Origin of the sequence: Clostridium drakei (genome assembly GCF_000633595.2) — a bacterium.
GTDB lineage: Bacteria > Bacillota > Clostridia > Clostridiales > Clostridiaceae > Clostridium_AM > Clostridium_AM drakei.
Genome location: NZ_JIBU02000059.1, coordinates 1 through 25,955, shown reverse-complemented (window position 1 = coordinate 25,955; position 25,955 = coordinate 1). Strand labels below are relative to the sequence as shown.

Below are 25,955 nucleotides of genomic sequence, written 5' to 3'. Positions count from 1 at the left end.
TATTCTTCAATTAAAAAATTATTTAAGGATACAATAAATAGATTTAAAATTTAGAAATATTAAAAAATGTTTAAAAAATTAATATAAAAATTATTGCTTACTAATCATATGTATGCTATAATTACACATGTTGGAATCAAAATATGATTAGCCAATGAAATAAGAGATTTAATGTAATTAAATCTTAATCTGAATCAAAGAGGAGAAATGTTTAAAATGGCAGATAAGACTTTAGTATGTAAAGATTGCGGAAAAGAGTTTGTTTTCACTGAAGGAGAACAGGCTTTCTATAAGGAAAAAGGTTTCGAAAATGAACCAGTAAGATGCCCAGAATGCAGAAAAGCTAGAAAACAACAAAGAGGATATCAAAGATAATATTATCTTAAAAAAAACTGTAAGAATTATTCTTACAGTTTTTTAATTGGTTAAATTTCATACTTTAAGTGTACTGCAATAGAAATTTTGATATTAAGGAAGAATTTTGTATGTATGTCATGTATAACAAATTCCTATTAAATGTAGCATATTTATTAAAAAAAGTAATATATAGAGCATATAATTGCATTAAATGATAGAATGGTACCATAAGTAATATACTATATATTAAGGGGGATCAACTTATGAAAAAAAGTTCAAGTGTACTGTTAAGCTTATTTTTAGCTGCAGGTATGGCATTTGTAGGATGCGGAAGCAAGCAGGCTTCACAAAATGGCGGAGACTCTAAAGAAACAAAAATAATGTTTAATGGCTCTTCAACAATGGCACCAACTATATCTAAGATAGCAAATAATTTTACAGAGAAAAATAAGACTTGGAATAAAGTTGATAGCAGTTTACCAGATAAGCCTATACAAATAACAGTGTCTTCTGGAGGTTCAGGAACCGGAGTTAAAGCTGCAGTTGAAAAGACAAGTAATTTTGGATTGGTATCTAGAGAAGTGTCTAAAGATGAAAAGGCTAAAATGAATAAATATAAGGAATTTAAAATAGGTATGGATGCACTTACTATATCTGTTAATTCACAAAATCCTATTTTGCAAAAGAAGAAAGGTTTAACTAAAGAAGAAATACAAAAAATATTTTCAGGAGAAGCGAAGCTTTGGAGCGATATAGATTCATCATTACCTGGCAATAAAATAGTAATTGTAGTAAGAGATGCAGGTGGTGGTGCAGGTGAGGTATTTGATAAAAGCATAATGAATGGTAAAAAAATAAGTAAAGAAGCGATACAAGCACCTTCTATGGGAGCATTAGGTCAAAAAATTGTGGAGAATAAAGATGCTATTGGATATGCATCAGTAGGTATAGTAGATCAAAATAAAGGAAAAATAGTTCCTATGGATGTTGATGGAGTGACTCCAATATCTGAAAATATACTATCAGGAAAATATAAAATAGCAAGACCTCTTCTAATAGTGAAGGATGGAGATTTAAATCTAGAAGAAAACGCTTTCATAAAATATGTAACTTCGGAGGAAGGATTAAAAGTAGTTAAGGAATTAGGATTTGTACCTGTAAGTAATTCTAAACAATAAATGGACAAGCTCCTCGGGATTATTACCTGAGGAGTTGTTTTAATTAAAAGGTGAGTTAAATGAAAAATAGAAGAAATAGAATGGAGAAAACCTTTTGTGTTTTAGTAAAATTTATAGCTTTTGCGGCTGTGAGTATTTTAAGCTTAATACTAATATTTATACTAAAAGAAAGTATAGGAGTCTTTAGCAAAGTATCTTTTATAAGTTTTATTTTTGGAACTGAATGGCAGCCATTAAATTCTAATAAGGCTGGAATAATGCCATTTCTTTTATCAACTTTATATGTATCCTTTATAGCAGTTTTAATTGCTATGCCTATAGGTATAGGTTTCTCTATATTTATGTCCATTTTAGTAAATCAAAGATTAAAATATGTGTTAAAAGCTTTTGTAAATATGTTGGCAGGTATACCTTCTGTAGTTTATGGATTTATAGGACTTTCAGTTATAGTAAAATTTTTCGAAAAATATCTTTTCTTTTCTACAGGGGAATCTATACTTTGTGCAGCTATACTTTTAAGCATTATGATATTGCCTTATATAGTTTCAAGTTGTGATGAAACTATGAGTAAAGCTTATGAAAAATATGAAGTTTATTCAAAGGCACTTGGAGTATCAAAGTGGTATATGATAAGCAATTTAATATTGCCCGTTTGTAAAAAAAGTATATTATGTTCAACTATACTTGCTACAGCAAGGGCAATGGGGGAAACTATGGCGGTTATGATGGTTATAGGAAATAGCCCTGTAATGCCAACCTTATTTGGGAAAGGAGAAACAATACCTGCACTAATAGCTTTGGAAATGGGCTCAGCTCAAATAGGTAGTTTTCATTATCATGGACTTTTTGCTTCTGGGTTTGTACTTATGATGCTAATTCTATTGATAAATATAATTTTTTATACTATAAATAGAAAAATTCAAGTTTAAAGAAGGAGTGTACATGAATAGTTTTTTTAAAAATATAATGCTTGGATTATGGTATTTTATAAGTAGTTTTATTGTAGTTTCCATAATTATATTTATATTTTCTTACATATTTATTAAAGGATATACTTCTGTAAATATTGGATTTATATTTGATAGTCCAAAAGGTACTCCACTAGGTATGGAGGGAGGAATATTACCAGCTATACTTGGTAGTCTTTGTTTAATGTTTTTGGCTTGTATAAATTCTGCAATTTTAGGAATAGGCACAGCTGTATACTTGTGTCTATATTGTAGTAATAAAAGAATTGAGAATTTTATACATTTGATGGTGAGTTCTATTGCAGGAGTGCCTTCAATTGTTTTAGGGCTCTTTGGATATTCTTTTTTAGTTTACTTTTGTAATTTTGGAGTAAGTCTTATATCAGGAGGCATTACTCTTGGAATAATGATTTTTCCATATATAGAAGTGTTAACTGAAAAGTCTATAAGGGAAGTGGACAAAAATCTAATACTTTCGTCCTATGCACTTGGAATAGATAAATCATATACTTTTATTCACATAATATTGCAGCAGTGCAAGGGAGAAATTATATCAGGAATTATAATGTCGGGAGGATTTGCCATAGGAGCGGCAGCACCAGTTATGCTTACTTCAGCTGTGGTATCTGCACCTAATCCAGACTCCCTTTTTTCTCCGATAATGGCACTACCTTATCATTTGTATATATTAATAAGCCAAGGAATTTCACTGGAAAAGGCTTATGGAACTGCTCTTATACTTGTTATAATGCTTGTATTATTAAACCTTTTAGCAGGTTTTTTAGGTAAAAGAAAGAGAGGATAGCTATGGATAACATATTAAAAATCCATGATTTAAATGTGTGGCTGGATGATAAATTAATACTTAAAAATATAGATCTTTCTATAAAAAAGTGTAAGATAACAGCAATAATAGGTCCTTCAGGATGTGGAAAGTCTACATTATTAAAATCTATAAATAGGATAATAGATGAAGAAAAGAATTCTAAGGTGAAAGGAATTATTGAATTTAAGCATCAAGATATTAAAGAAATGGACAAGAATATTTTAAGAAAAAATATAGGATGTGTTTTTCAGGCACCAACACCATTTCCTTTTTCTATATATAAAAACATGATATATGCATTGAAATACCATGATACATATAGTAATGATGATATTAAGAGTATTGTTGAAGAAAAGTTAAAAATGGTTGGCCTTTATGAGGAAGTAAAGAATCACTTAAATATGTCAGCACTTAAACTATCAGGGGGGCAGCAGCAGAGACTGTGTATAGCAAGAACTCTTACTATGGATCCAGAGATCATTTTAATGGATGAACCTTGTTCGGCATTAGATTTAAATAATACTATGAAAATAGAGGAAACACTTAAAAAATTAAGTGGTGATTATAGCATTGTAATAGTAACTCATAACTTAGCTCAAGCCAGAAGAATATCAGATTATACAGCTTTTATGATGGATGGAAACATAGAAGAATATGGTGAAACGGAAGAAATTTTTAAAAATCCTTTAAAAGAAAGTACACAAAAATATATTGGAGGATTAATTGGATAAATTTATTAGTGAAATTTAAAAATTTTGAGAGGAGAAATACAGATGATAGAAATAGATATACCTGGAAGAGAAGATTTAAAAATAGAAAATGTTGTCTTTGATTATAATGGTACTGTAGCAGTGGATGGGGTAATGAATGTAAAAATTAAGGAAATGATTAAAGAATTAAGTGAATATTTAAATATATACATAATAACAGCAGATACCTATGGAAATGTAAGAAGTCAATGCGAAGGATTACCAGTTATAGTAGAAACCTTTTCAGAAGGTAATGCAACTTTTTATAAAAAACAGTTTGTGGAAAAAATAGGAGCAAAATTTACTATGACTGTAGGTAATGGTCTTAATGATGTGGAAATGTTTAAAGTATCAGCTTTATCTATAGCAGTCATTGAGGAAGAAGGATGTGCTTCAGAAGCCATAATGAATTCCAATATAACTGTAAAAAATATAAAAGATGTATTCAATATGATAATGAAAAAGGCTAGAATAAAAGCTACTTTAAGGGACTAAATATTATTATTGGAAGATATGACAAATTGTGATATTATGATATAGTATTGATCAATATCAATTTTAATTATGAATGGATGGGAACAGGGTATGAAAAGTAAGATTAAATTAAGTGTTAAAAAATTGCTTATGACATTTATACCATTATTCGTGATAATTCCTATATTAATAATTTCTACTTTTAATGGAATTAAGGTTAAAGATAATCAAACAAGGAATTTTTATGATTTAATGAGTGCAAGTAATGGCAAAATATCTAATATAATAGCAGATATGTATAATAATAATAAAAAGACTATTGATATGCTTTCTGCAAATGATGATGTAGTAAGATTAAAACAAAAGCCAGAATTAGAAGCATCTATGATGAAAACCTTTAACGATTACATAAAATATCATAAAGAAGTAAGGGTAATTTACTATGGAGAAGCTTCAAAAACTCATCATGCAACTTCAGGAACACCAGCAGGCTATGATCCAACAATTAGACCATGGTATACAAAAGCAGTACAAGATGATGGAAAAGTAGTTTTGACTGATCCTTATGAGGATGTAGTTAAACCAGGGACTTATGTAGTTACTTTTGCAAAAACTGTTAAAGATCCTAATACCAAAGAAACTTTAGGAGTAATAGGACAAGATATACCATTAGATACTATAACTAAGGAAATTTCTGATATAAAAATAGGAAGTAGTGGATATGCTGCTGTTGTAGATCAAACAGGGACTATTATTGCACATAAGGATAAGAAACTTGTAAGCAAAAAAAGTAAAGATTTAAAATGGCTTGATGAAATAATTAAATCAAAAGATAATAGTAATATAGTAAGTATAGATGGACAAAAATACTTAACATTAAAATCTCAAAATACTGAAACTGGATGGCTAACAATTACTTTTGTGCCTAATCAAGAGTTAAGTGGTAAAATTAAATCTTTAATTATACCTAATATTATAGTAGGTTTGATATGTGCAGTTTTAGGTATTATAATTTCAATATTAATATCAAAATATATGATAAGTTCTATTTATGAAATTATGGAAATTCTTAAGAGAATAGGTAAAGGAGATTTAAGTGTAGAAATAGAATGTAAGGATAACGAATTAAAAGAAGTATCAATGATAAAAGAAGAAATTAATATAATGAAAACAGAAATTGTATCTATTACAGATAAAACTATAGAGGTTTCTCAAAAGCTAAATGAATCTGCAAAGCATTTTGCTTCAGTTACTCAGGAGGTTAGCTCATCAGCAGAAGAAGTTTCTGGATCTATAAGCCAAATAACACAAGGAGCTTCAAATCAAGCTGACCATTTGCAAGAAAGTTTAACAAGTTCTGAAAATCTTGGAGAATTGGTAGATAATACATTAAAAAGTGCTGAAAACATGGAAAAAACTTCAAGTGAAGCTAATAAAGTTATAGAAGATAGTATGAAATTAGTTGGCGACTTAAAAAACAATCTTGAAGAAGGATTTCAAGTTAATGAAGAATTAATAAAAGAAGCAGAAGAGTTAAATAGTAATTCTCAAGAAATAGTTGGTATAATAAATAATATTAAAGATATAGCAGAACAAACAAATTTATTAGCATTAAATGCTAGTATTGAAGCTGCAAGAGCAGGAGAGTACGGAAAGGGTTTTGTAGTAGTTGCTGAAGAAGTTAGAAATTTAGCAGAACAGTCCACCATTTTCGCAGGTGAAATAGAAATAGTAATAGGTAAAATGAAAAATAGTGTAGGAATGGTAACAGAAAAGATAGAAAATACAAAAGAAACTAATATGAATACAAAAGGAAATATGCTTACAGTAGATAATGGATTTGTGCAAGTAGAAAAAAATATAGATGAGCTTAAAAATCATATTAACATTGTAGTTGAAGCATTAAAAAATATGAATGAAAATAAAAAAGTTGTAATTACAAAAATAGAAGAAGTAGCAGCTATTTCAGAAGAAGCTACAGCAGCTACGGAAGAAGTAAATGCAGCATCAGAAGAACAAGCTGCAAACCTTCAGGATATTTCAAATTCAACAGAAGATCTTTTATTGTTATCTGAAGAATTGAAAAAATCAATAAGCTTTTTTAGACGTGATAAGTAAGTTTAAGTTTTTGAATAAGTAAGCACAAATATTAATGCTGTGCTAAAATCAGTAAATTTGATTTTGGTACAGTATTTTTTAATTGATTGCGTAAATTTAAAAACTTGGCAGTAATATATATTAATGATAAAATAATAATACTGTGTTTATCCCATAGCTACTCCACTTTTTTAAAATGGGGATAAGCACTGCTGCGTACTTAGATAAGTTCCTCTAAGAATTGCTTGATTTATATATGATGTTTATTTAGCATAAGGAATATAGAAAGGAAGTATTATTGATTATGGATTCTAAGAAAAAAAGTATAATTAGTGCACTGATGGTTTCTATGTTTCTTGCTGCTGTAGAAGGGACTGTAGTAACTACTGCCATGCCAACTATTGTTAAAGATTTAGATGGGTTTCAACTTATAAGTTGGGTCTTTTCTTTGTACTTGCTTACATCAGCTATTAGTACTCCTATATATGGAAAATTATCAGATTTATATGGAAGAAAAAATATTCTTTCTATTGGTATAATAATTTTTTTAATTGGTAGTTTTCTTTGTGGATTATCTGGTAACATGTACCAACTCATATTCTTTCGTGCAGTTCAAGGATTGGGGGCAGGGTCAATATTTACTGTTACTTATACTATTGTAGGAGATGTATTTACTCTTGAAGAAAGAGGAAAAGTTCAAGGATGGCTTGGAACAGTTTGGGGAATAGCAAGTTTAATAGGACCTTTTTTGGGAGGTTTTTTAATAGATAATCTTTCATGGCATTGGATTTTTTTCATAAACATACCTTTTGGTATATTTTCTATAATTCTTATTCAAAAAAATCTTGTCGAGAAATTTGAAAAAAAGAAGCATAAAATAGATTATGCAGGTGCAATGGTATTAAGTTTGGCTATTATGGCTCTTTTATATTTATTTTTATCAATGGGAAAAAGTGAAGGTGTTTCTTTATACATAATTGCAATGTGTGTTATAGCAACAATAGTGTTTTTTATTGCTTTTTACTTTATAGAAAAGAAGGCAAGAGAACCTATTATGCCTTTTGATATTTTTACAAAAACTAACATTATTGTTAATATAATCAGCTTTTTAATTTCTGCCTTTTTAATGGGTATAGATGCATATATGCCTATTTATATACAAAATGTTTTAGGCTTTAAACCAACGGTTGCTGGAATTGCATTAGCTCCAATGTCCTTATCATGGCTAATATCTTCTGTTGTTTTGGCAAAGGCTATACCTAAGTATGGGGAAAAGGTGATAACTAGCTTATCTACAATAATTTTAATAGTAAGCACTGCTCTATTACCTACATTAACTATAAATTCATCATTATTTGCAGTTATAGTTTATGGATTTATAATGGGGTTTGGATTTGGAGGATGTTTTACTATATTAACTATAGTAATACAAACATCTGTTAATTATGATAAAAGAGGAGCAGCCACAGCCTCTAATGCTCTAGTTAGAACATTAGGTCAGACTATAGGAATAAGTGTGCTTGGAGTAGTATTTAATTTAAACATAGATAAATATTTTAAAAATTTAGGCATTAATGGAGTAAATTCAAGTAATTTATATAGTACTTCATCATCATTATCAGCATATTCCGGCCATATAAAAGCTTCAATATTTTCTGGAGTTCATATATTATTTATTATATTTATTTTAATTTCTATAATTTGTTTAATATTAGCATTATTTCTTCCTAGCAATTTAAAAAAAAGAAAAAAACAAGCATAATACTGTTGCATTATGCTTGTTTTGTCAAAAATTAGAAGCATGTCTTATTTTAAAAATTGCCTTTGAAAAATTGTTTATTATCTATAGATATTGTAAATTGAGAACTTGTGTACCAATCTAAATCTGTATAAATTGAGTTATCCTTTGTCCAGAATAATACAAATATCAATTTATTAGCATTTTTAGGATTTTTAATAGTAAATGCTCCATTTATATTTTCGCTTTTAAAGGAAAAAGCATTGGAAGAAATACCGTCTTTGCTTATAGCTACAGGAAGAGAGCTTTTTATAGAATTAAAAGCTTTATTTCCCCATGGATTTCCAAGAAGTATTATGTTGTTATTGCTTATATCATTATCAGTTAAATCTTTATCTTGTTTTAAAGATATTTTGTTGATGTCAAATATTTTATTTTTGGTAATAGCATCTATGGACTTCTTTTCATCATTAGTTAAATTAGATGGTGTTACTAGTATAGTTTTTTCACCATTTAATTGCCTAAGCAAAATACTACCAAGAACCAATCCTTTATTTTTTTCCAAGCTTTTAAGCCTATCTTTTTTTTGTTGGTCTGATATTTTTTGAATTTGATCATCTGTAAGCTTTAAATTGTCTGCAGTATAGTTGTCAGAATTTAGACAAGTACGAATAGAATTACTTACAGTTTTTCCAGATACTTTTTCTATTACACCTAAGAAATCATCTATTGATGCATTTTTGAATTTATATTCTTTAAAGTAAGTTTGCATTATATTTAAAAAGGCAGTATCTCCCACTCTTTTTCTTAGATCTTGTATTAAAAGAGCACCTTTACCATATATAACTAAGTTATATCCTGCACCAGTAGAATCATTATCGAATTTATCTACTCCAGAAGCTATACTTGGAAACTTATATAGAGATGCAATTCTAGCAACATTTGCACCATTATAAGAACTAATCATAGGGATTATACTGTTTGATGAGTATTCACCTGAAGTTTTTTCAAAATAGTAAGCTGTAGAAAAAGAGGTAATAGATTCGTCCAAGAAAGGTTCTTTAAATTCATTATTACCTACAGTTACATACCACCACTGATGACCTACTTCGTGCACTGCAGCTTGTGATATAAAAGAATCTTCGTATGAAACATCATCATTACTAGAATTTTGTATTTTTTGAGGGTACATTGGCATTTGAATTATTTGAGGATATTCCATTGCTCCACCAGAGAGATGAGTTTCCATTAGATCCAATTCATCATAAGGATATTTTCCAAATTGTTGACTAAAAAATTTTACTGCGCCTACAGCTGAATCAAGAACATTTTGAGCTGTAGCAGAATCATCTTCACCTGATTTAGAGATATAATAACTGTTTACTTTTATTCCATCTATTTCTTTAGATAAAACTTTATAATTAGGACTCATTATAATAATGAAATCTCTTACATTACTGGCATTTAAATTCATTACTTTAGTGTCTTTCTCGGAGGATTTTTCACTTTCTTTTCCAGTAGATGCAACAACATAATTTTTAGGAACTTTTAAATTTACATTATAGTCGCCTATATCACTGTAATTTGATTCTCCTACTACGTTGAAAGTATTTTCATCCCATTTATTTTCTTTTTCATTATACATTGAAAGTATAGGATACCAATTAGTCAATGAAACATCATTATCTATGTATCCAAGTCTTGAAGTACTCATAGGTAATTTTAACTTAAACTCCATGTATACTTTTATGTCTTCATTGCTCTTAAAATTGTTATCTAAGCTGATTTTAAGTACTTGGTTATCTTGAGTAAAGTTTACTTGTTTATCATTAACAAGAACTTTACTTATGGATATGTCCCCCTTCTGAGCTTCGGTTAAGTTTTGAGTGCTAGATATTCCAACTTGAGAAGGCATAGTTTCTTTTTTGTTATAAGAATCTGGATAAAGGTGGAATATCATGTTTTTTAAGTCTGTACTAGTACTATTTTTAATTTTAACTTCTTCACTTCCAGTTACAGTTTTAGTATTTGCATTAAAATCCAAATCCATATTATATTTTGCAGGAAGACCTGAAGCTTTAACAATTCCACTGCTTATTAAGCACACAGTGAAGAAACTTAGAAAAAAGGTAAAAATAATATTCTTTGTTTTTTTAAGGTTCATTTTAACATCACATCCTTTCTAATATTAATACGCTGCATATAAATTATATCACAAAATATGGAAATAAAGTCTTAAATAAATCTTAATTCTAGTTTTAGTCAATGTTAAGATATTAATTCATGAGAAAATTTTAAAAATATTGAAGTACATAATATAAAAGAGGAAATGTGGTTATATAGTCTGATTTTGACTAGTATTATTTTAGAGGACAATTGACAGAGGACAGAGGACAATGAAGGTGAGTTTTCTGACATATGAAAAAGTTGTGTCGTAATGTGCTCATTACATAAAATTTATGTTATAATTTTGTATGACAAAAAACATTGATAACAGCGTTGTAAGGAGGATATTATGGAATTTAATTTAATAAAGGAAATTTTGACAGGTTCAATAACAGGATATATAACTAATGCTTTAGCAATTAAAATGATATTTAGGGAGTATGGTATTGGAAAATTTAAAGTTGGAGGAATGGTAGTAAAGACTAGGAATGAATTTATAGACAATGTGAGTTCATTGGTTGAAAATGATATAATAAACTTTCATACTTTAAAAGGAGAATTGGAAAAGGAGTCTTTTAAAGAAAGTATTAAAGGATTTTCTAATGATTTGTTAAAAAATAAAATTTATAAAAATACTTTGAATTTATCCTTAGGTGAAATTAAGGGGGTTAATTCTACAATAGATAAAACAGAAAATTATATAAGAGAACATGCAGATGAAAACTTTTCTAATATATTTGAAGGTGTTTGCAGGAATGTTAGTTTAAAAGATATATTAAATGATAAACAAGTTGAAAGTATAAGTGAAAATGTATTTAAATATGCATTAGATAAATTAAACACTGATGATTTTATAGAAAAAGCTATAGTAGATTTTTATAATGAAAATAGATCTTTAAGTTTTGAAGAGTTTCTTGGAAGTAAAATAGTAGAATGCTTAGGTGAAAGCTTTGAAGATAATCTCAGCAATTTTCATATAGATTTAAAAAATAATTTTAGTACTTCTATAGATAGTTCTTTTGAAAATACAATTGAAATTTTAAAAGTAGATGAAGTTTTAAATAAATTACAAGAAAAAGTATCTAAAAAGACAATTGTAGATTTTGTTAAAAGTGAAGATATAAATAAATTTTCAAGAAGTTTAAGTGCTAAAATAGAAGAATTCTTAAAAGGGAATGAAGGAAAAAAATTAATAGATAACTTTATTATTGAATTATTTAGTGCTATAAAATCTATGGATAAATCTATTTATGATTTGCTTTCAGAAGATGCAGAAGAAAATATAGAAATTTTTATAAAGGATAAGCTTCAATATGGAGTAAAAGAATTAATACTTTGGATACAAAATAACAAGAATGATATAGAAGGTCTAGTGGAAAATGCTTTAAATGATACTATAAATGCAATGGATGATGAAATGAAAAAGGGAACTTTAAATTCACTTAAAGATAAGTTCTTAAGTGGTTCAGCAAGCAGATTTGGTATGGTATCAAAGATAACAGGATATTTAGATAACAATGTGGATATAGATTCTGTAAGCACAGAAATAACAGATAAAATAATTAGGTATGTTAAAGAACAGAAAATATCTAATGTTATAGAAATGTTAAGAGAAAATAACGTATTTAATGGAGAGACTATTGAAAATTTTATAAGTTGTAGTTTTATTAATTATTTAAATGAAAGTTTACAGGCATATGTTTTAGAAATTTCCAATAAAAAAATAGGGGATGTTTGTAAATTGGATTTAGTGAGTGCTTTTAAAACATATATTAAGAAGCCTTTGTTAAGCACAATAAAAAATAAATATGTATATTCAGATAATGTTACTAAATTAATAAAAAATGAAATTATTAAAGGGTTAAACAATATTAATGCTTCAAAATTCAGTGATCTTATAAGTGAAGAAATTATTCATGAAAATAGCAGTATTATTAAAAAGTCAATAATAGAAAAGCTAAATGATAATAAAGGATATATAGTAAATTTAATTTCTAAACAATTAGTAAATTCCATAGGTGATGGAAATTTATACAACAGTTTAAATGAAGGCGAAAGAAAAAACATATTAAATGAAGCTGTAGATAACATATTAGATAAAGCTAATGATGCCATTGATAATTTAAAACAATTAGAAGTTAAAAAGCTTTGTGATGGTATAAATAAAATAGAAAATATAGATGGAATTTTAAGCAATAATATTCAATTGTGGCTAAATGACAATTTGGAGTACGTTGTAAAAGGAAATATAAAGGAGACAATTTCAAAAAATTTATCTAAATTAAAGGATGAGGAACTTAAAGTAGCTGTTGAGGAGTTTATGGGAAAAGAAATGAAGCCAATTACATTAATTGGTGCACTTCTTGGAGCAATTGCTGGGATAGGAATGTACTTTTATGATAAATCTACAGTAGGCTATAACTTTTTGACTGTAACTATTATTAATTTAATTGTATATGGATTTGTTGGCTGGATTACAAATGTTCAGGCAATAGCAATGCTTTTTAGACCTTATACTGAAAAAAGAATTTTTGGTATAAAAATACCTTTTACCCCTGGTGTAGTAGCTGCAAGGAAACCTAAATTTGCAAAATCCATGAGTGCTTTTGTTGATAATAGCTTATTGGATAAAGATAGCATGAAGTATTTATTCAATAAAAATCAGGATACTATTTACAAAAAACTTGAAGAAAAAGTTTCTGAAAATGATTATAAGATAGTTGTAGATGTTTTAAATAAATATTCAGACACCATAAATAACATGAGTTACAATTATATTAAAGGGATTATTAATAAAAATAAAGAAAAAATCTCGAATTCGCTAGCAAGAGAATTAAGTAATTTTACTCCTTCTATAGTTTTTTGTACTCATATTGAAGAGAAGTTAGTAAAAGAAGCTTTGGAAAAAATAAAGGAATCTCATGAAATAATAAGAAGTAGCTTAGAAGAATTTTTAAAATCAGAAAAGAGTATTTCAGAGGTGATTCCAGATAGCTTTAAAATATCATTGCAAAATAAATTAAATTATAAGATTGAAGAAGTAGTAAATAATTTATCAAATTACTTTAGTGAAGAAAATGATTTTATGAAACAATTTCAAGGTGAGTACAACGAAATAGCAAATAAGTCAGTTAATGAAGTGATAGAATCTAAATATATAATAAAATGGAGTGAATTTTTTGGTGAATTAATAAAAGATAAACTATATTCTAAGGAAACTGAAGATAAGATTTTTAATTTTATTGAAGCTGTTATTTCTAAGGAGATTTCTTCTGATAAAAAAATAAGTGAATTATTTAATGGTTTATTTGTAAAAATGTTAGGATACAAATTTAATTTTATAGTGGAAGGTATAATTGCATATGCTTCAAAGAAGCTGACAGATAATGAGCAAATCATAGTAGAAAGTGCTTCAGCTACAATTCAAGAAGGCTTAGGTTTTTTCGAAAAGTTAGGATATAGTATGCTAGGTGGAGATGCAATAGTAGCTGATGTAGTTAGCAATGTGATAAATAAACAATTTCCACATTTTATAGAAAATAAAAAGGTTGAGTTATATCAAGTAATAGCTAACTTTGCAGGAGACAAAGTTTTAGGAAGTACAGTTTCTGACTTAAATGTTACTGTTGAAAGCAAAGAAATTTTCAATATTGCTAACAGCGAAGAATGTATGAGTGCAATACAAAATAATTTTATGAACACTGCAAATGAAATGATTAATTCTTTAACGGAAATTAAAATAGAAAGCTATTTAAAGGATATATCCATTACCAATATAAAAGATTTATGCAGTGTGTTTGAAGAAGAAATTAAATTTGTAGATAAAGAAATGGCAAACAGTATAAATGAACACAAGGATTTAATAGTAAATGAATATAGTAGTCTTGGTTATAAAGTTTTTGAAGATTTAATTTTATCAAGAAAAGTTAGTAATTTTACAAGAAAAATTGAAACTGAATATGTAGAAGATATAGCTAAAAATTTAAGCAATCTAGCATTTAGAAGCAGTGATGTACAACAAAATTTGCAAAGCTTTATAGAAGTATTGGCAAACAGTGCAATAACTGAAAAAGGTATTAGTGAATTCTTTGATTTAAAGGAATTTAATAATTCTATATTGTGTGTTATAGAAAAACTTATGGAAGACGAAGAAATTGATGAAGAGCTTAAAAAGTCCATTGCACATATAATTGAAGATATTACAAAAAATAATTTAAATATTGTAGATAGTGATACTAAGAAGGATATACTTAGCATAATAATTAAATCAGGTATAGATGCAGCAGAAGATAACTTTTCAAATGTAATTGATAGTATTGATTTTAGAGGAATTACAGAAAAACAAATAAACAAAATGAATGCTAAGGAAATAGAAGATTTATTTAATTCCTTTGCTAAAAAGTATTTTAATAGACTTAAATTGTATGGTTTTGGTGGAGCGTTCTTTGGATTACACTGGGCTATAGGAGTTATTGCTTTTGTGGTATATAAAGCTTCAGAATTAAAAGATAAATTAAAAGGCTAATTATAATATGGGATGCTGCATTAAGAAATTTATCTAGAGTACTTTTAGAGGACATTTGACAATTAACAGAGGGCAGTGAAGGAGGATTTTTCTGTGTTAGCAAAAAATCAACCTTCACTGTTAATTGTCCTCTGAAAAAATGTTTTGTGCTTAGGAGGTTTATATGAAGAATATTTTACTTGTGGAAGATGATGAATCCTTAAATAGAGGAATTAGTTTTAAACTGAATAAGGAAGGTATGAAGGTTTTTACTGCTAAAAATTTAGAAGAAGGAAGAGAAATATTTAATAACACATCATTAGATTTGATTATATTAGATATAGGGCTTCCTGATGGAAATGGTTTTGAATTTTGCAGTGAAATAAGAAAGCAAAGTGGAGTTTTAATTATATTTTTAACTGCTTGTGATGAGGAAGTGGATATAGTTACTGGTCTTGACATGGGTGCAGATGATTATATTACAAAACCTTTCAGTTTTATGGTTTTAATGTCAAGGATAAATGCACTTCTTAGAAGAAACATCAGTAGCAGCAGCTCTAAAATTGTTTCGGGGAATATAGCTTTTTATACTGAGGAGATGAAGGTGTTAAAGGATGAAAAACAAATTGATTTAAGCAAAACAGAATTAAGGCTTTTAAAATACTTAATGATTAATAATGGACAAATTATCAAGAAGGAACAGCTTTTGAATGAATTATGGGATTTAGATGGAGATTTTGTGGATTCCAATACAATTGCTGTAAATATAAGAAGGCTTAGAGAAAAGATAGAGTTAAATCCTTCCAAACCTAAGTATATTAAAACTGTGAGAGGTATAGGATATATATGGTCTGAGGGGGGTGTGAAATGATTGATTATATAAAAAAAGAACCTTTACTAAAAAGGCTGCTTATCACATTAGTAATAAGCTTATTTTCCATGTGTTTCATTTTTTTAGCTATACAGTATTATTTTTTAGAGCAAATCCACAGAAATCAAATTCAGTTAAATCAAAATGTAGTAGGAAAGCTTGTAAGTGTATATCCAGATAAAGAAGTAGAAATAGTAAAAACAGTTATAAATAAAGATGATGAAAAGTTTGTAAAGACAGGAAATGAAACTTTGATAAAATATGGATATAATATGGATACAAGAGCTTTTCAAGATGATATTTTTAGAGATAGTTTTTATAAATTTGCAAAATTAAATATTGCAGCTTTTTTAATTATGATTATGTTAAATGTTATTTTATTTTTGAAAGGAAGCAAATGTTTTGAACAAACATTAGAAGCTTTTTCAAGTAATATAGATAAATTAATGGATGGAGATTACTCAGTAAATATATGTGATGAAGAAGAAGGGATATTGTCAAGAATTTCTACTCAATTTGAGCAAATGTCAAGAAGACTTAAAATAAGCTTTGAGTCCTTAGAAAAAGAAAAGGAAAATATAAAATCTTTAATAACGGATATATCACATCAATTGAAAACCCCTCTATCATCTATAAAGATGTTCAATTCACTTTTATTAGAAGATGGTGTGGAAAATTTAGAAAGAATGGAATTTTTAAATAGAAGTAAAGAAGATATAAAGAAATTGGAATGGTTAACTAGTTCTTTAGTAAAATTATCGAGACTAGAAGCAGGTATGATTAATTTGAAAAAGGAAAAAGTGGACATAAAAGAAACTATATTTAGAGCAGTTAATGATGTGTATTTAAAGGCGGAAGAAAAGGATATAGACATAAGATTAGAAGAGAGTAAAAGCATTTTTACTTTTTATGATTGTAAATGGACAAAGGAAGCAATTATTAATGTTATAGAAAATGCAATTAAATACACAAAAAAAGGAGGGAAAATAAAAATTACTATAAATAAAATGGAAACTTGTACAAGAATAGACATAAAAGACAATGGAATAGGGATAGAAGAAGAAGAAATTAATAATATTTTTAAGAGATTTTATAGAGGAAAATCGAAAGTAGTACAGGCATCAGAAGGCTCTGGTGTAGGCTTGTATCTTACGAGAAAGATACTGGAAGGACAGGGAGGCTGCATAACGGTTCAATCCCAAAAGGACATAGGAACTACCTTTAGTCTTTTCTTACAAAATTGTTATGAAAGTTGAAAGCAAAATGAAAGAATATGATGCTATGCTTTAATTATAGATATAGGCTAAATTGATTGCAAATCTATAATGTAAAGTGGAGGTAATACTATGGAAATATTAAAGACAAGTGAATTGAAGAAATACTATGGAAAAGGTGAAAGCCTAGTAAAAGCTTTAGATAATGTAAATTTAGATATAAATGAAGGCGAGTTTACAGCTGTTGTTGGAACTTCAGGTTCAGGTAAGAGTACACTTTTGCATTTGCTAGGAGGACTGGATAGACCAACAGCTGGCAAAGTGTTTATTGATGGTAAGGATATTTATTCAATGAAGGATGATAAGCTTGCTGTATTTAGAAGGAGAAAAATAGGCTTTGTTTTTCAATCCTTTAACTTAATTCCAGTGTTAAATGTATGGGAAAATGTGGTATTTCCAATAGGGTTAGATGGAAAAGATGTGGACGAAGTTTATATAGAAGAATTAATGGAGACTTTAGGTATTTATAATAAAAAGAATATGCTCACCAATGCACTGTCAGGAGGACAACAGCAGAGAGTTGCAATAGCAAGAGCTTTATCCACTAAGCCTTCAATTATTTTAGCTGATGAACCTACAGGAAATCTTGATTCTAAAACGGGACAGGAAGTTATGAATCTTCTTAAATTGTCTGTAAAAAAGTATCATCAAACTTTAGTTATGATAACTCATAATGATAAAGTAGCTCAAATGGCTGATAGGGTAATAAGAATAGAAGATGGAAAAATAGTGGGAGGTTTGAGAAATGAATAGTTTATCAAACCTTTCAAGAAAAAATTTAAAAGTAAATAAGTTAAAAAATGTACTAGTTATTATAGCTATAATGCTGTCTACTTGCTTAATAGCTACAATAGGTATTTTATCTTACAGTATTCAGCAAATGGAAATAAAACAAATTGCAGCTCAAACTGGTGATTTGCATGTTGAGTATGAGAATGTCAGTGAAAAGCAGATTGAAATGCTAAAAAATAATAAGAAACTTACCTCGGTAAATGAATATATAGGGTTAGGATTCAATAGTAAGTATATACCTTATTCAATTGAAATGTGTTATGTAGATAAGTCTACAGGAGATACAACCGATTATTTCAGATTGAAGGAAGGTAAGTGGCCTGAAAAAGAAAATGATATAGCTATGCCTAAATGGATGCTGGAAAAGATGGATGTTAAACCCAAAATTGGAGAGAAGGTTAATCTTTCTTATAGTCAGGAAAATAACGAATATAAATATGAAGGCAAAGGAGAATTTGTTCTTTGTGGAATTTTAGAAGATAGTGAACTTATGAGAACAGAGCTATATAAAGCAATAGCTGTAGTTTCAAAAAATTATATTTTAAAAAATGTAAAATCTGAATACAGATTTAATCAAGTAACTGCAAAGGTAAAGGGAAGAAACATTTCAAATACTGCTTATGAAGTAGGGCATAGTGTAGGACTTAGTGACAAAAATATAAGTGTAAATAAAATGTATATAAATGCATTAGGACTATCTAAAGATGTTCTTATACCTGCAGGTATTGCCGGAGTTGTAGTAGTGCTGGCAACAGTACTTGTAATATATAATATTTTTTACATTTCCATTAAAGAGAGAATAACTCAGTTTGGATTATTATCCGCTTTAGGAGCAACTAAGAAACAGATCAAAAGGATTATATTTAGGGAAGGATTGATGTTGGCACTTATAGGAATTCCTGGAGGTATTATTTTAGGACATCTTTTAAGCTTGCTTATAATACCTTTGATTCCTTTAAATGTAAAGCTGACATTAGAAACTTCACCATATATAGTTATATTATCTGCTTTTGTAAGTTTAGTTACAGTAGCAATATCTCTTAGAAAGCCAAGTAAAATTGCAGCTAAAGTATCTCCTATTGAAGCAATCCGGTATAGTGGAGTAGAGTTAAATTCAAAGAAAAAAGAAAGAAAGTCTAAAGGAATAATTACATTAAGAAGGTTAGCTTATTTGAATCTTTGGAGAAGTAAAAAGAGAACCATTACTACTATAGTGTCAATGTCGTTAACAGGGATACTGTTCATAGTGTTTTTTTCAATGTTTTCTAGTTTAAAGAACAATCAAGATAATCATGTAACTAGTGACTTTGAGCTAACTTCATCTAGATTAACTCTTCACGGCAGGGATGATGGCAGTGATCCTTTAAATAAGTATGTATTAAGTAAAGTAAAGGCAATAAAGGGAATTGAAAAAATAAATATACTTAAGCATGAACAGCTTTTTACAGCAGATAAGAGGATACTAAATAAAGTTAATAATGAAGTTAAAAGTGATGATACGAAAAATTTTTCTTATATAAATTGTGACTTTTTTGGTTTCGATGACTCTATGCTAGAGGAGTTAAAAAACAATCTTTTACAGGGTGAAATTTCTAAAGAAAGTTTAAAAAATAAAGATGAAGTTGTTATGGTAAATTATAATAAAGATAATCACACTACTGGAAATCCTCTTAAAGTTGGAGATAAGATCACATTAGAAGATAAAAATGAAAATAATTCAATAAAAAGAGAATTTACTATATCAGCTATAGTTAGTTATAATACAAGATGGCTTGGCTATATTGCTGTTGGACCACAATTTATAACCCATGAAGCAGCTTATTCAAAGATTCTTAATGATAATAGAATAGGAAAGCTATGTATTGATATTAATAATGAAAGTTATAGCAATGTAAAAAAGAGCTTGGAGAGTATATCAAAGGAAAATGATAATGCCATATTTTTTGATAGAAAAGAGTATAAACAAAAACAGGACTTAGAGTATAAGGGGATGGGACTTGCTGCTGTCAGTTTAATATCCATCATAGGTTTAATAGGAATTTTAAATTCTATAAATACTATGTTTACAAGCATAATGGCAAGGAAAAAAGAATTTGGAATGATGGAAGCTGTAGGACTTTCAAGCACTCAGCTTAGAAAATTGCTGCAAATAGAAGGATTGTATTATTCAGGTATAAGCATAATAGTATCTGTTATTTTAGGAATTTCACTTTCTTATGTGCTTTATTTGAATATGGAATTTGCAAAAAGCAGCGGATATAAATTGCCATTCATGCCTGTAATATTAGTTGTTATGGCACTTGTATGTATTCAAGGTGTCATAACCTATATTGGAGAAAGATCACTTAGAAAAGAATCTGTAATAGATAGAGTTAGATATAATGAATAATTACAAGCCCATATGTTTTTTAAATATATGGGCTTATTTTGGTTGAAGAAATTAAAATTTGATACACTAGTATATTTATTAAAAGAATTCCTTAAAATAAATATACTATTATAAAAAATGGTGGTGCATCAAATGAGTAGAAGATTAAAAACGTCTTTAATTGTCATAGGAATATTGTTAATTATATTTTTACCTTTAATAGGTAGTTATAATTCTATTGTAGGATTAGAGCAGAAAGTTAGTGCAGCACAGGCTAATATTGATACTCAGCTGCAAAGAAGATCAGATTTGATACCAAACTTAGTTGAAACTGTAAAAGGTTATGCAGCTCAAGAAAAAACAATATTTACAGATGTGGCAAATGCACGAGCTAAGCTTGCTGGAGCACAGACAGTTACTGATAGAGCAAATGCAGATGCAGAGCTTTCATCCTCACTTTCAAGACTTTTGGTAATTGTTGAAAGATATCCAGATTTAAAATCCAATCAAAATTTTAAAGATTTATCTATTGCTTTGGAGGGCACAGAAAATAGAATAGGAATTGCTAGACAAGATTATAATACTGCTGTGAATAACTATAATACATCCATAAGAAGGTTTCCAAATTCAATAATTTCAGGTATGTTTGGTTTTTCTCAAAAAACATATTATAAGGCTAGTGAAGGAGCACAGGAAGTTCCAAAGGTGAATTTTACAAGATAGTTTAGATTACAACCTAAGATTTATTGATTGATAGACTAGGTTGTAAAAAAGCTATTTTGGATAATTTAAAATGGGAAATTTAAATGAACAAAGTAAGTAATAAGTTAAAGGTGATTTTATCATCTTTAGGTATAATAATTTCTGTGCTAATTTTGATTTTGCCTTGTTTTGTAAAAGGAGCTGCAAATATACCTGTACCAACTAAATTAAAATATGTAAATGATTATGTAGGTGTTGTTGATGAGGAGTCTAAAGATTATATTGTATCACTTGGTAGTGAATTGGAAAATAAGACTGGTTCACAAACAGTAATTGTTGTAGTTAATTCACTTGAAGGAAAAGGTATAGAATCTTATTCTAATGAACTTTTCAGAAATTGGGGAATTGGACAAAAAGGTAAGGATAACGGGCTTTTAATATTTTTATCAATAAATGATAAAAAGTGGAGAGTGGAAGTAGGAAGAGGACTGGAAGGTGTAATTACAGATATATATTCTTCTAGAGTAATGAATAGTGAAGCAGTTCCACTTTTTAAAGAGGGAAAATATGGAGAAGGTTTAAAAAATGCATATTCAATCTTTGCAACAGATATAGCCAAAGAATATAATATTAGTTTACAAGGAAGTAATAAAATTACACAAAAGAAAAAATCAGTTTCTATAAATCCTTTAATAATATACTATATTCTAGGTGCTTTTGCATTGGATGTTTTATTTAACAAAGCAAGGATAACTAAATTCCTATTTTATTTGATGTTTTGGAATTCTTTTGGGGGAGGCCCGAGAGGAGGCAGTGGAGGCTTTGGTGGAGGTAACCAAGGTGGATTCGGAGGAGGAAGCTCTAGTGGAGGTGGTTCTTCAGGAAGTTGGTAAAATTAATAACTTATGACTATTTCAAGTTTATTTGTAAATATATTTTGAAATAGTCATAAGTTAATTTTTGTTATCTAAATTTTAAAATAAATAAATCGCTGATAATGTAATAGGTTTGTAATAAAAATGTGGTATAATAAATTCAAAAATTATTTATAATGGTAGTTCTTGATAAATTCTATAAGAAAAACAGCCATTAAAAATTATAAAAAACTTATAGTGTTAAACTTTATCAAGATAAATCGTTATAGTAAATAATTTGTAAAATATTCATTAAAAAGGAGTGAACACATTGGAAAATACAATATATGTGCTTCAAAAAAAGTTGAGACAGTCAAACATTGAATTCATATTTTCAGGAACATTCTCTCAAGGATTAATAGAAGAACTTGGACTAGCATTAAAGCAGAGAATGCAGCTTCAGCAGGCCAAGAAGAGTAAAATTAGCTCGGTTTTTTTTACATTTATTGAACAAACTCAAAATATTAAGCAATATGAAGTATCAAAGGAAAATACAGAAGAATTTTTGACTATAGCTGGTTCTGGTGTAATAGCTATTTCAAAAACTGAATCTGGATATTGTATAAATTCAGGAAATATTATTTTAAATGAAGATATTTCAGTTTTGAAAGATAAACTAGATAAAATAGTAGCAATGGACAATGTAGAGCTTACTAATTATTTTAGAGAAGTATCAAGAAAAGAAATTGATATGAATAAAGGTACATGCGGTCTTGGCTTGATCCAAATTGCAAGAAAATCTACTGAAAAAATAGAATATAACTTTGCAAAAATAGATGATAGATATTCTTATTATACAATGACTGTTAGGATATGAGGTGGAAAATGGATAATTTTGTTATTGAAAATACTAAAAGTACTCCTTATGTGGAGGTTGATCTGGAGCATAATAAATTGATTTTTAAAGGTGAATCTTATCCAGAAAATGCTTATGGTTTTTACGAGCCTATTTATAATTTGATAGATGAATATTTTGTTGAATTTGAAAAACTGACTGCAGATATTCAACTTTCCTATATAAATACTAGCAGCATAAAATGTTTAATTATGTTATTTGACAAGTTAAATACTAATTATAATAATGGAAATGATATTACTATAAATTGGTATTATGATGAAGATAATGGATTCGATTATGATATGGGACAAGATTTTAAAATGGATATAGATATTCCTTTTAATTTTATTTCAATTAGTGATGAGGAATAAGAAATGAAAGGAAAAGAAGCACCCAAGGAATTTAGCAGTTCTTATATAAAAAATGTTTCTAGAATACTTCTTGTATCTAACATAATTATATCCTTTGCAGTAATTATTACAGCTTTTTTAGGATATGTAAATACCAAAAATTCTCTTATAAAGAAAGCTAAGTCACAGGATATTATTTTTATGGTAAAATCAATGGCAGCTAAGATAGATGGGCGCATTAATAGAGCAGTGGAAACTTCTTATATTTTTTCAAGAGATCCTTTAAATATAGAATGGGTAAAGGGAGAAGAAAAGGATGAAGCACTTGGAAATTTAGTTTTAAATAATCTAAAAAATATTGCAACTTCTTATGATTATAACTACTTTTTTTTAGCAGAAGTAAAGACAAAAAAATACTATTTTAGAGAAAAGACAAATAAGAAGATAAATAACAAAAATTATGTAGTTTTATCAGAAAATAATCCTGAAGATAGATGGTTTTATGAAATGCTTAAATCAAAAAAAGAAATGAGCTTTAATGTGAATTATGATAGAGCAATGAATGATGATTTCATTTTTGTAAATACTGTTATGGGAAGTGTAGAAAATCCTGTTGGAATAACTGGTGTTGCTTTAAGCTTAAATAGCATAACAAAAGAATTTAAAAACTTTAAGGTAGGAGAAAAAAGCAGTCTTTGGATGGTGGATGATAAAGGTATAATTAAGCTTTCTGATAAAAGGAAAGATATAGGAAAAAAAGTTGAAGGAATTTTACCAACAGATGTTGTAAAACAGATTGAAAGTGAGCCTAAGGGCGAAATAGAGAAAGTTAGAGTGGCACAATATTATGATTCCAATAATGAAATTGTAGATTATGCCTATAGTAAGCTAAATTCAACTGATTGGACTTTGTTTTATAAAATTCCAAGAAAGGAAAGTATTTCTTTAATTGACTCATTAAGAGTAAATACTATTATAACTGTAATTTTAGTTTTAATATTTTTTATGTTATTATACTATTTTATTTCTAAAAAAATTGCAAATCCATATAAACAAGTTATGTTGTTGAATAGCGAACTTGATTATAAGGTTAATATTAGAACTAAGGAGTTAAAAGAGTCTAATGAAAAAATAAGAGATAGTATTGAATATGCTAAAAGATTACAAGAATCTATTTTACCTTTAAATAGTGAAATAAAAAAAGCATTTAAAGATAGTTTTGTAATTTGGAAACCTAGAGACATAGTTGGAGGAGATTTCTTTTGGCTAAGACAGATTGACGATGTAACTATATTAGCAGTAGGAGATTGCACAGGACATGGTGTTCCAGGTGCTCTTATGACTATGACAGTAAATGCAATACTTCATAATATAGTTAGTAATGTAAATAAAGATGATCCTAGTATAATATTAAAAGAACTTCATATTAGGCTTAAGGAGACTTTAAACAAAAATTCTAATCCAGAAAGTGTTGATGATGGATTGGATATAGCAATTTTTTGTATAAGTAAAAAATCTAATTTGCTATACTGTAGTGCTAACTTAGAGCTGTATATTAAAGATGGTGAAGAAGTGAAAACTCTTAAACCTCAAACTAAAGGAGTTGGGTACAATTACATAGAACTTAAAGAAAATTTATGTAATGAAAATATATCAATTGAAGAAGGAGACGTACTTATAGTTACTACTGATGGCTTTATTCATCAAAATGGAGGTCAAAAAAATTACCCTTTTGGAAAGAAACGTTTGTATAATATGATTGAAAAATGTGAAGCTAAAGATTTAGCTTCAATGAAGCTTGAGTTTGAGAACACTCTGCAACAGTATATGAATGATAATGAGCAAAGAGATGACATTACTGTTTTTGCATTTAAAATCAAATAATTATAGTATTGGAGGGAAAATGTAGTGTCCATTGATTATGATTTTTTTGAAGCAGAAAAGACACTAATTAAAGAATCAAAAGAATTAATTAAAAGTGAAAAACATGATAAGAAAGTTTTAATTGAAAATTTTTCACAAGTTATTGAAAGATTTGATAAGATGATAAGAGATGCTGAAAAGATAATCAAAATTAGCGATGGTCAGCAAGAATATCTTCATAGAATTCAAAGTGATTTAAAAAAAGAAATTGAAGATAGAATAAGAGCAGAAGAAAAACTAAAATATTTTGCAGCTATAGATACACTTACAGGTTGTTACAACAGGGGCATGGGAATAGCTCTTTTAGAGAATGAAATAAAAAGTATAAGAAGGAACAAAGGTATTTTTTCCATTTGTTATATAGATGTAAATGGATTGAAATATGTTAATGATAATTTTGGTCATTTTGAAGGTGATGAACTCATTGTAACCATGTGCAAATCTATTAAGAAAGCCGTAAGAGAAAAGGATATTTTATGCAGATTAGGTGGAGATGAATTTTTAGTTCTTTTTTCAAATGGTGAAGTTAAAAATGTAGAAAATATTGTAGAAAGAATTAGATCTAATATAAGTATGGAAAATGAAAAAAAGTTGAAACCTTATTATATTTCCTTCAGTTATGGAATATTTGAAGTGGATTATGATAGTAATTTAAGCGTTGATGAAATTATACGAAAAGCAGATGCAAAAATGTATGAAAATAAACAAAAGTATAAAAACTTAGGATTAGATTATAATAACTAAAAATTATTTATATATTTTCTCAAATTTTGAAGTAATAGAATAAGCATATTACGACGTAAGCATATGTAAGCGAAGTAACTTTCAACTGTATTCCGGCTGATATATGCTGTGAAGGAAAACTC

The 25,955-nt window shown here is 28.1% G+C and carries 20 protein-coding genes; 19 read left to right on the top strand and 1 reads right to left on the bottom strand.

Going from position 1 to position 25,955, the window contains the following annotated elements; translation table 11 throughout:
• Positions 1 to 216 precede the first annotated feature (216 nt).
• The 8 genes from EG57_RS0222640 to EG57_RS0222605 all read left to right on the top strand — a co-directional run bounded on the left by EG57_RS0222640 (position 217) and on the right by EG57_RS0222605 (position 8,411).
• Positions 217 to 375 (top strand): zinc-ribbon domain-containing protein, encoded by a 159-nt coding sequence (locus EG57_RS0222640; protein WP_007061385.1) that lies wholly within the window; start codon positions 217 to 219, stop codon positions 373 to 375.
• A gap of 245 nt (positions 376 to 620) precedes the next feature.
• On the top strand, positions 621 to 1,535 hold the full coding sequence (locus EG57_RS0222635) for a phosphate ABC transporter substrate-binding protein (protein ID WP_032079363.1): 915 nt from the start codon (positions 621 to 623) through the stop codon (positions 1,533 to 1,535).
• Between the two features lie 59 nt (positions 1,536 to 1,594).
• Positions 1,595 to 2,464, top strand: a complete 870-nt coding sequence (gene pstC, locus EG57_RS0222630) for a phosphate ABC transporter permease subunit PstC (RefSeq protein ID WP_032079362.1) — start codon at positions 1,595 to 1,597, stop codon at positions 2,462 to 2,464.
• Between the two features lie 13 nt (positions 2,465 to 2,477).
• Entirely contained in the window at positions 2,478 to 3,308 is an 831-nt protein-coding gene (pstA, locus tag EG57_RS0222625; RefSeq protein ID WP_032079361.1) for a phosphate ABC transporter permease PstA, read from the top strand.
• 2 nt (positions 3,309 to 3,310) lie between these two features.
• Positions 3,311 to 4,060: a phosphate ABC transporter ATP-binding protein gene (locus EG57_RS0222620; RefSeq protein WP_032079360.1), complete on the top strand. Its 750-nt coding sequence runs from the start codon at positions 3,311 to 3,313 to the stop codon at positions 4,058 to 4,060.
• 42 nt (positions 4,061 to 4,102) lie between these two features.
• Positions 4,103 to 4,573, top strand: coding sequence for an HAD family hydrolase (locus tag EG57_RS0222615; protein ID WP_032079359.1), 471 nt, complete (start codon positions 4,103 to 4,105; stop codon positions 4,571 to 4,573).
• A gap of 90 nt (positions 4,574 to 4,663) precedes the next feature.
• Entirely contained in the window at positions 4,664 to 6,670 is a 2,007-nt protein-coding gene (locus tag EG57_RS0222610) for a methyl-accepting chemotaxis protein (protein ID WP_032079358.1), read from the top strand.
• Positions 6,671 to 6,953: 283 nt separating this feature from the next.
• Entirely contained in the window at positions 6,954 to 8,411 is a 1,458-nt protein-coding gene (locus EG57_RS0222605; RefSeq protein ID WP_032079357.1) for an MDR family MFS transporter, read from the top strand.
• A 49-nt stretch (positions 8,412 to 8,460) separates the two neighbouring features.
• On the opposite strand, the gene EG57_RS0222600 is transcribed toward EG57_RS0222605, so the two are convergent.
• Positions 8,461 to 10,551: a M1 family metallopeptidase gene (locus tag EG57_RS0222600; RefSeq protein WP_032079356.1), complete on the bottom strand. Its 2,091-nt coding sequence runs from the start codon at positions 10,549 to 10,551 to the stop codon at positions 8,461 to 8,463.
• A 351-nt stretch (positions 10,552 to 10,902) separates the two neighbouring features.
• Between EG57_RS0222600 and EG57_RS0222595 the strand changes: the two genes are divergently transcribed.
• The 11 genes from EG57_RS0222595 (at position 10,903) to EG57_RS0222545 (ending at position 25,833) form a co-directional block, all read left to right on the top strand.
• Complete coding sequence (locus tag EG57_RS0222595; RefSeq protein ID WP_032079355.1) at positions 10,903 to 15,078, top strand: DUF445 family protein; 4,176 nt, start codon at positions 10,903 to 10,905, stop codon at positions 15,076 to 15,078.
• Between the two features lie 163 nt (positions 15,079 to 15,241).
• Positions 15,242 to 15,928, top strand: coding sequence for a response regulator transcription factor (locus EG57_RS0222590; RefSeq protein WP_029163448.1), 687 nt, complete (start codon positions 15,242 to 15,244; stop codon positions 15,926 to 15,928).
• The gene (locus tag EG57_RS0222585) at positions 15,925 to 17,184 is read left to right on the top strand and encodes a sensor histidine kinase (RefSeq protein WP_032079354.1); all 1,260 of its coding nucleotides are present in this window, start codon (positions 15,925 to 15,927) and stop codon (positions 17,182 to 17,184) included. Before EG57_RS0222590 ends, EG57_RS0222585 begins: the two co-directional genes overlap by 4 nt.
• Positions 17,185 to 17,274: 90 nt before the next feature.
• Positions 17,275 to 17,955: an ABC transporter ATP-binding protein gene (locus EG57_RS0222580; protein WP_032079353.1), complete on the top strand. Its 681-nt coding sequence runs from the start codon at positions 17,275 to 17,277 to the stop codon at positions 17,953 to 17,955.
• Positions 17,948 to 20,383, top strand: a complete 2,436-nt coding sequence (locus EG57_RS0222575) for an ABC transporter permease (protein ID WP_032079352.1) — start codon at positions 17,948 to 17,950, stop codon at positions 20,381 to 20,383. Before EG57_RS0222580 ends, EG57_RS0222575 begins: the two co-directional genes overlap by 8 nt.
• A 132-nt stretch (positions 20,384 to 20,515) precedes the next feature.
• The gene (locus EG57_RS0222570) at positions 20,516 to 21,085 is read left to right on the top strand and encodes a LemA family protein (RefSeq protein ID WP_032079351.1); all 570 of its coding nucleotides are present in this window, start codon (positions 20,516 to 20,518) and stop codon (positions 21,083 to 21,085) included.
• Between the two features lie 83 nt (positions 21,086 to 21,168).
• Positions 21,169 to 21,957, top strand: a complete 789-nt coding sequence (locus tag EG57_RS0222565) for a TPM domain-containing protein (RefSeq protein WP_032079350.1) — start codon at positions 21,169 to 21,171, stop codon at positions 21,955 to 21,957.
• Between the two features lie 292 nt (positions 21,958 to 22,249).
• Positions 22,250 to 22,795 carry a SiaB family protein kinase gene (locus EG57_RS0222560; RefSeq protein WP_032079349.1) on the top strand — a complete coding sequence of 182 codons (546 nt, stop codon included), beginning with the start codon at positions 22,250 to 22,252 and terminating at the stop codon, positions 22,793 to 22,795.
• 8 nt (positions 22,796 to 22,803) lie between these two features.
• Positions 22,804 to 23,187 (top strand): DUF1987 domain-containing protein, encoded by a 384-nt coding sequence (locus EG57_RS0222555; RefSeq protein ID WP_032079348.1) that lies wholly within the window; start codon positions 22,804 to 22,806, stop codon positions 23,185 to 23,187.
• A gap of 3 nt (positions 23,188 to 23,190) precedes the next feature.
• Positions 23,191 to 25,050, top strand: coding sequence for a SpoIIE family protein phosphatase (locus tag EG57_RS0222550; protein WP_032079347.1), 1,860 nt, complete (start codon positions 23,191 to 23,193; stop codon positions 25,048 to 25,050).
• Positions 25,051 to 25,074: 24 nt separating this feature from the next.
• On the top strand, positions 25,075 to 25,833 hold the full coding sequence (locus EG57_RS0222545; RefSeq protein ID WP_032079346.1) for a GGDEF domain-containing protein: 759 nt from the start codon (positions 25,075 to 25,077) through the stop codon (positions 25,831 to 25,833).
• Positions 25,834 to 25,955 lie beyond the last annotated feature (122 nt).

Bases quoted from the DNA above. Each gene is read 5' to 3' on its own strand.
- EG57_RS0222640 (WP_007061385.1), top strand. From the start codon at position 217: ATGGCAGATAAGACTTTAGTATGTAAAGATTGCGGAAAAGAGTTTGTT.
- EG57_RS0222620 (WP_032079360.1), top strand. From the start codon at position 3,311: ATGGATAACATATTAAAAATCCATGATTTAAATGTGTGGCTGGATGAT.
- EG57_RS0222580 (WP_032079353.1), top strand. From the start codon at position 17,275: ATGGAAATATTAAAGACAAGTGAATTGAAGAAATACTATGGAAAAGGT.
- EG57_RS0222565 (WP_032079350.1), top strand. From the start codon at position 21,169: ATGAACAAAGTAAGTAATAAGTTAAAGGTGATTTTATCATCTTTAGGT.
- EG57_RS0222610 (WP_032079358.1), top strand. From the start codon at position 4,664: ATGAAAAGTAAGATTAAATTAAGTGTTAAAAAATTGCTTATGACATTT.
- EG57_RS0222555 (WP_032079348.1), top strand. From the start codon at position 22,804: ATGGATAATTTTGTTATTGAAAATACTAAAAGTACTCCTTATGTGGAG.
- EG57_RS0222595 (WP_032079355.1), top strand. From the start codon at position 10,903: ATGGAATTTAATTTAATAAAGGAAATTTTGACAGGTTCAATAACAGGA.
- EG57_RS0222575 (WP_032079352.1), top strand. From the start codon at position 17,948: ATGAATAGTTTATCAAACCTTTCAAGAAAAAATTTAAAAGTAAATAAG.
- EG57_RS0222590 (WP_029163448.1), top strand. From the start codon at position 15,242: ATGAAGAATATTTTACTTGTGGAAGATGATGAATCCTTAAATAGAGGA.
- EG57_RS0222600 (WP_032079356.1), bottom strand. From the start codon at position 10,551: ATGAACCTTAAAAAAACAAAGAATATTATTTTTACCTTTTTTCTAAGT.
- pstA (WP_032079361.1), top strand. From the start codon at position 2,478: ATGAATAGTTTTTTTAAAAATATAATGCTTGGATTATGGTATTTTATA.
- EG57_RS0222585 (WP_032079354.1), top strand. From the start codon at position 15,925: ATGATTGATTATATAAAAAAAGAACCTTTACTAAAAAGGCTGCTTATC.
- pstC (WP_032079362.1), top strand. From the start codon at position 1,595: ATGAAAAATAGAAGAAATAGAATGGAGAAAACCTTTTGTGTTTTAGTA.
- EG57_RS0222615 (WP_032079359.1), top strand. From the start codon at position 4,103: ATGATAGAAATAGATATACCTGGAAGAGAAGATTTAAAAATAGAAAAT.
- EG57_RS0222635 (WP_032079363.1), top strand. From the start codon at position 621: ATGAAAAAAAGTTCAAGTGTACTGTTAAGCTTATTTTTAGCTGCAGGT.
- EG57_RS0222550 (WP_032079347.1), top strand. From the start codon at position 23,191: ATGAAAGGAAAAGAAGCACCCAAGGAATTTAGCAGTTCTTATATAAAA.
- EG57_RS0222605 (WP_032079357.1), top strand. From the start codon at position 6,954: ATGGATTCTAAGAAAAAAAGTATAATTAGTGCACTGATGGTTTCTATG.
- EG57_RS0222570 (WP_032079351.1), top strand. From the start codon at position 20,516: ATGAGTAGAAGATTAAAAACGTCTTTAATTGTCATAGGAATATTGTTA.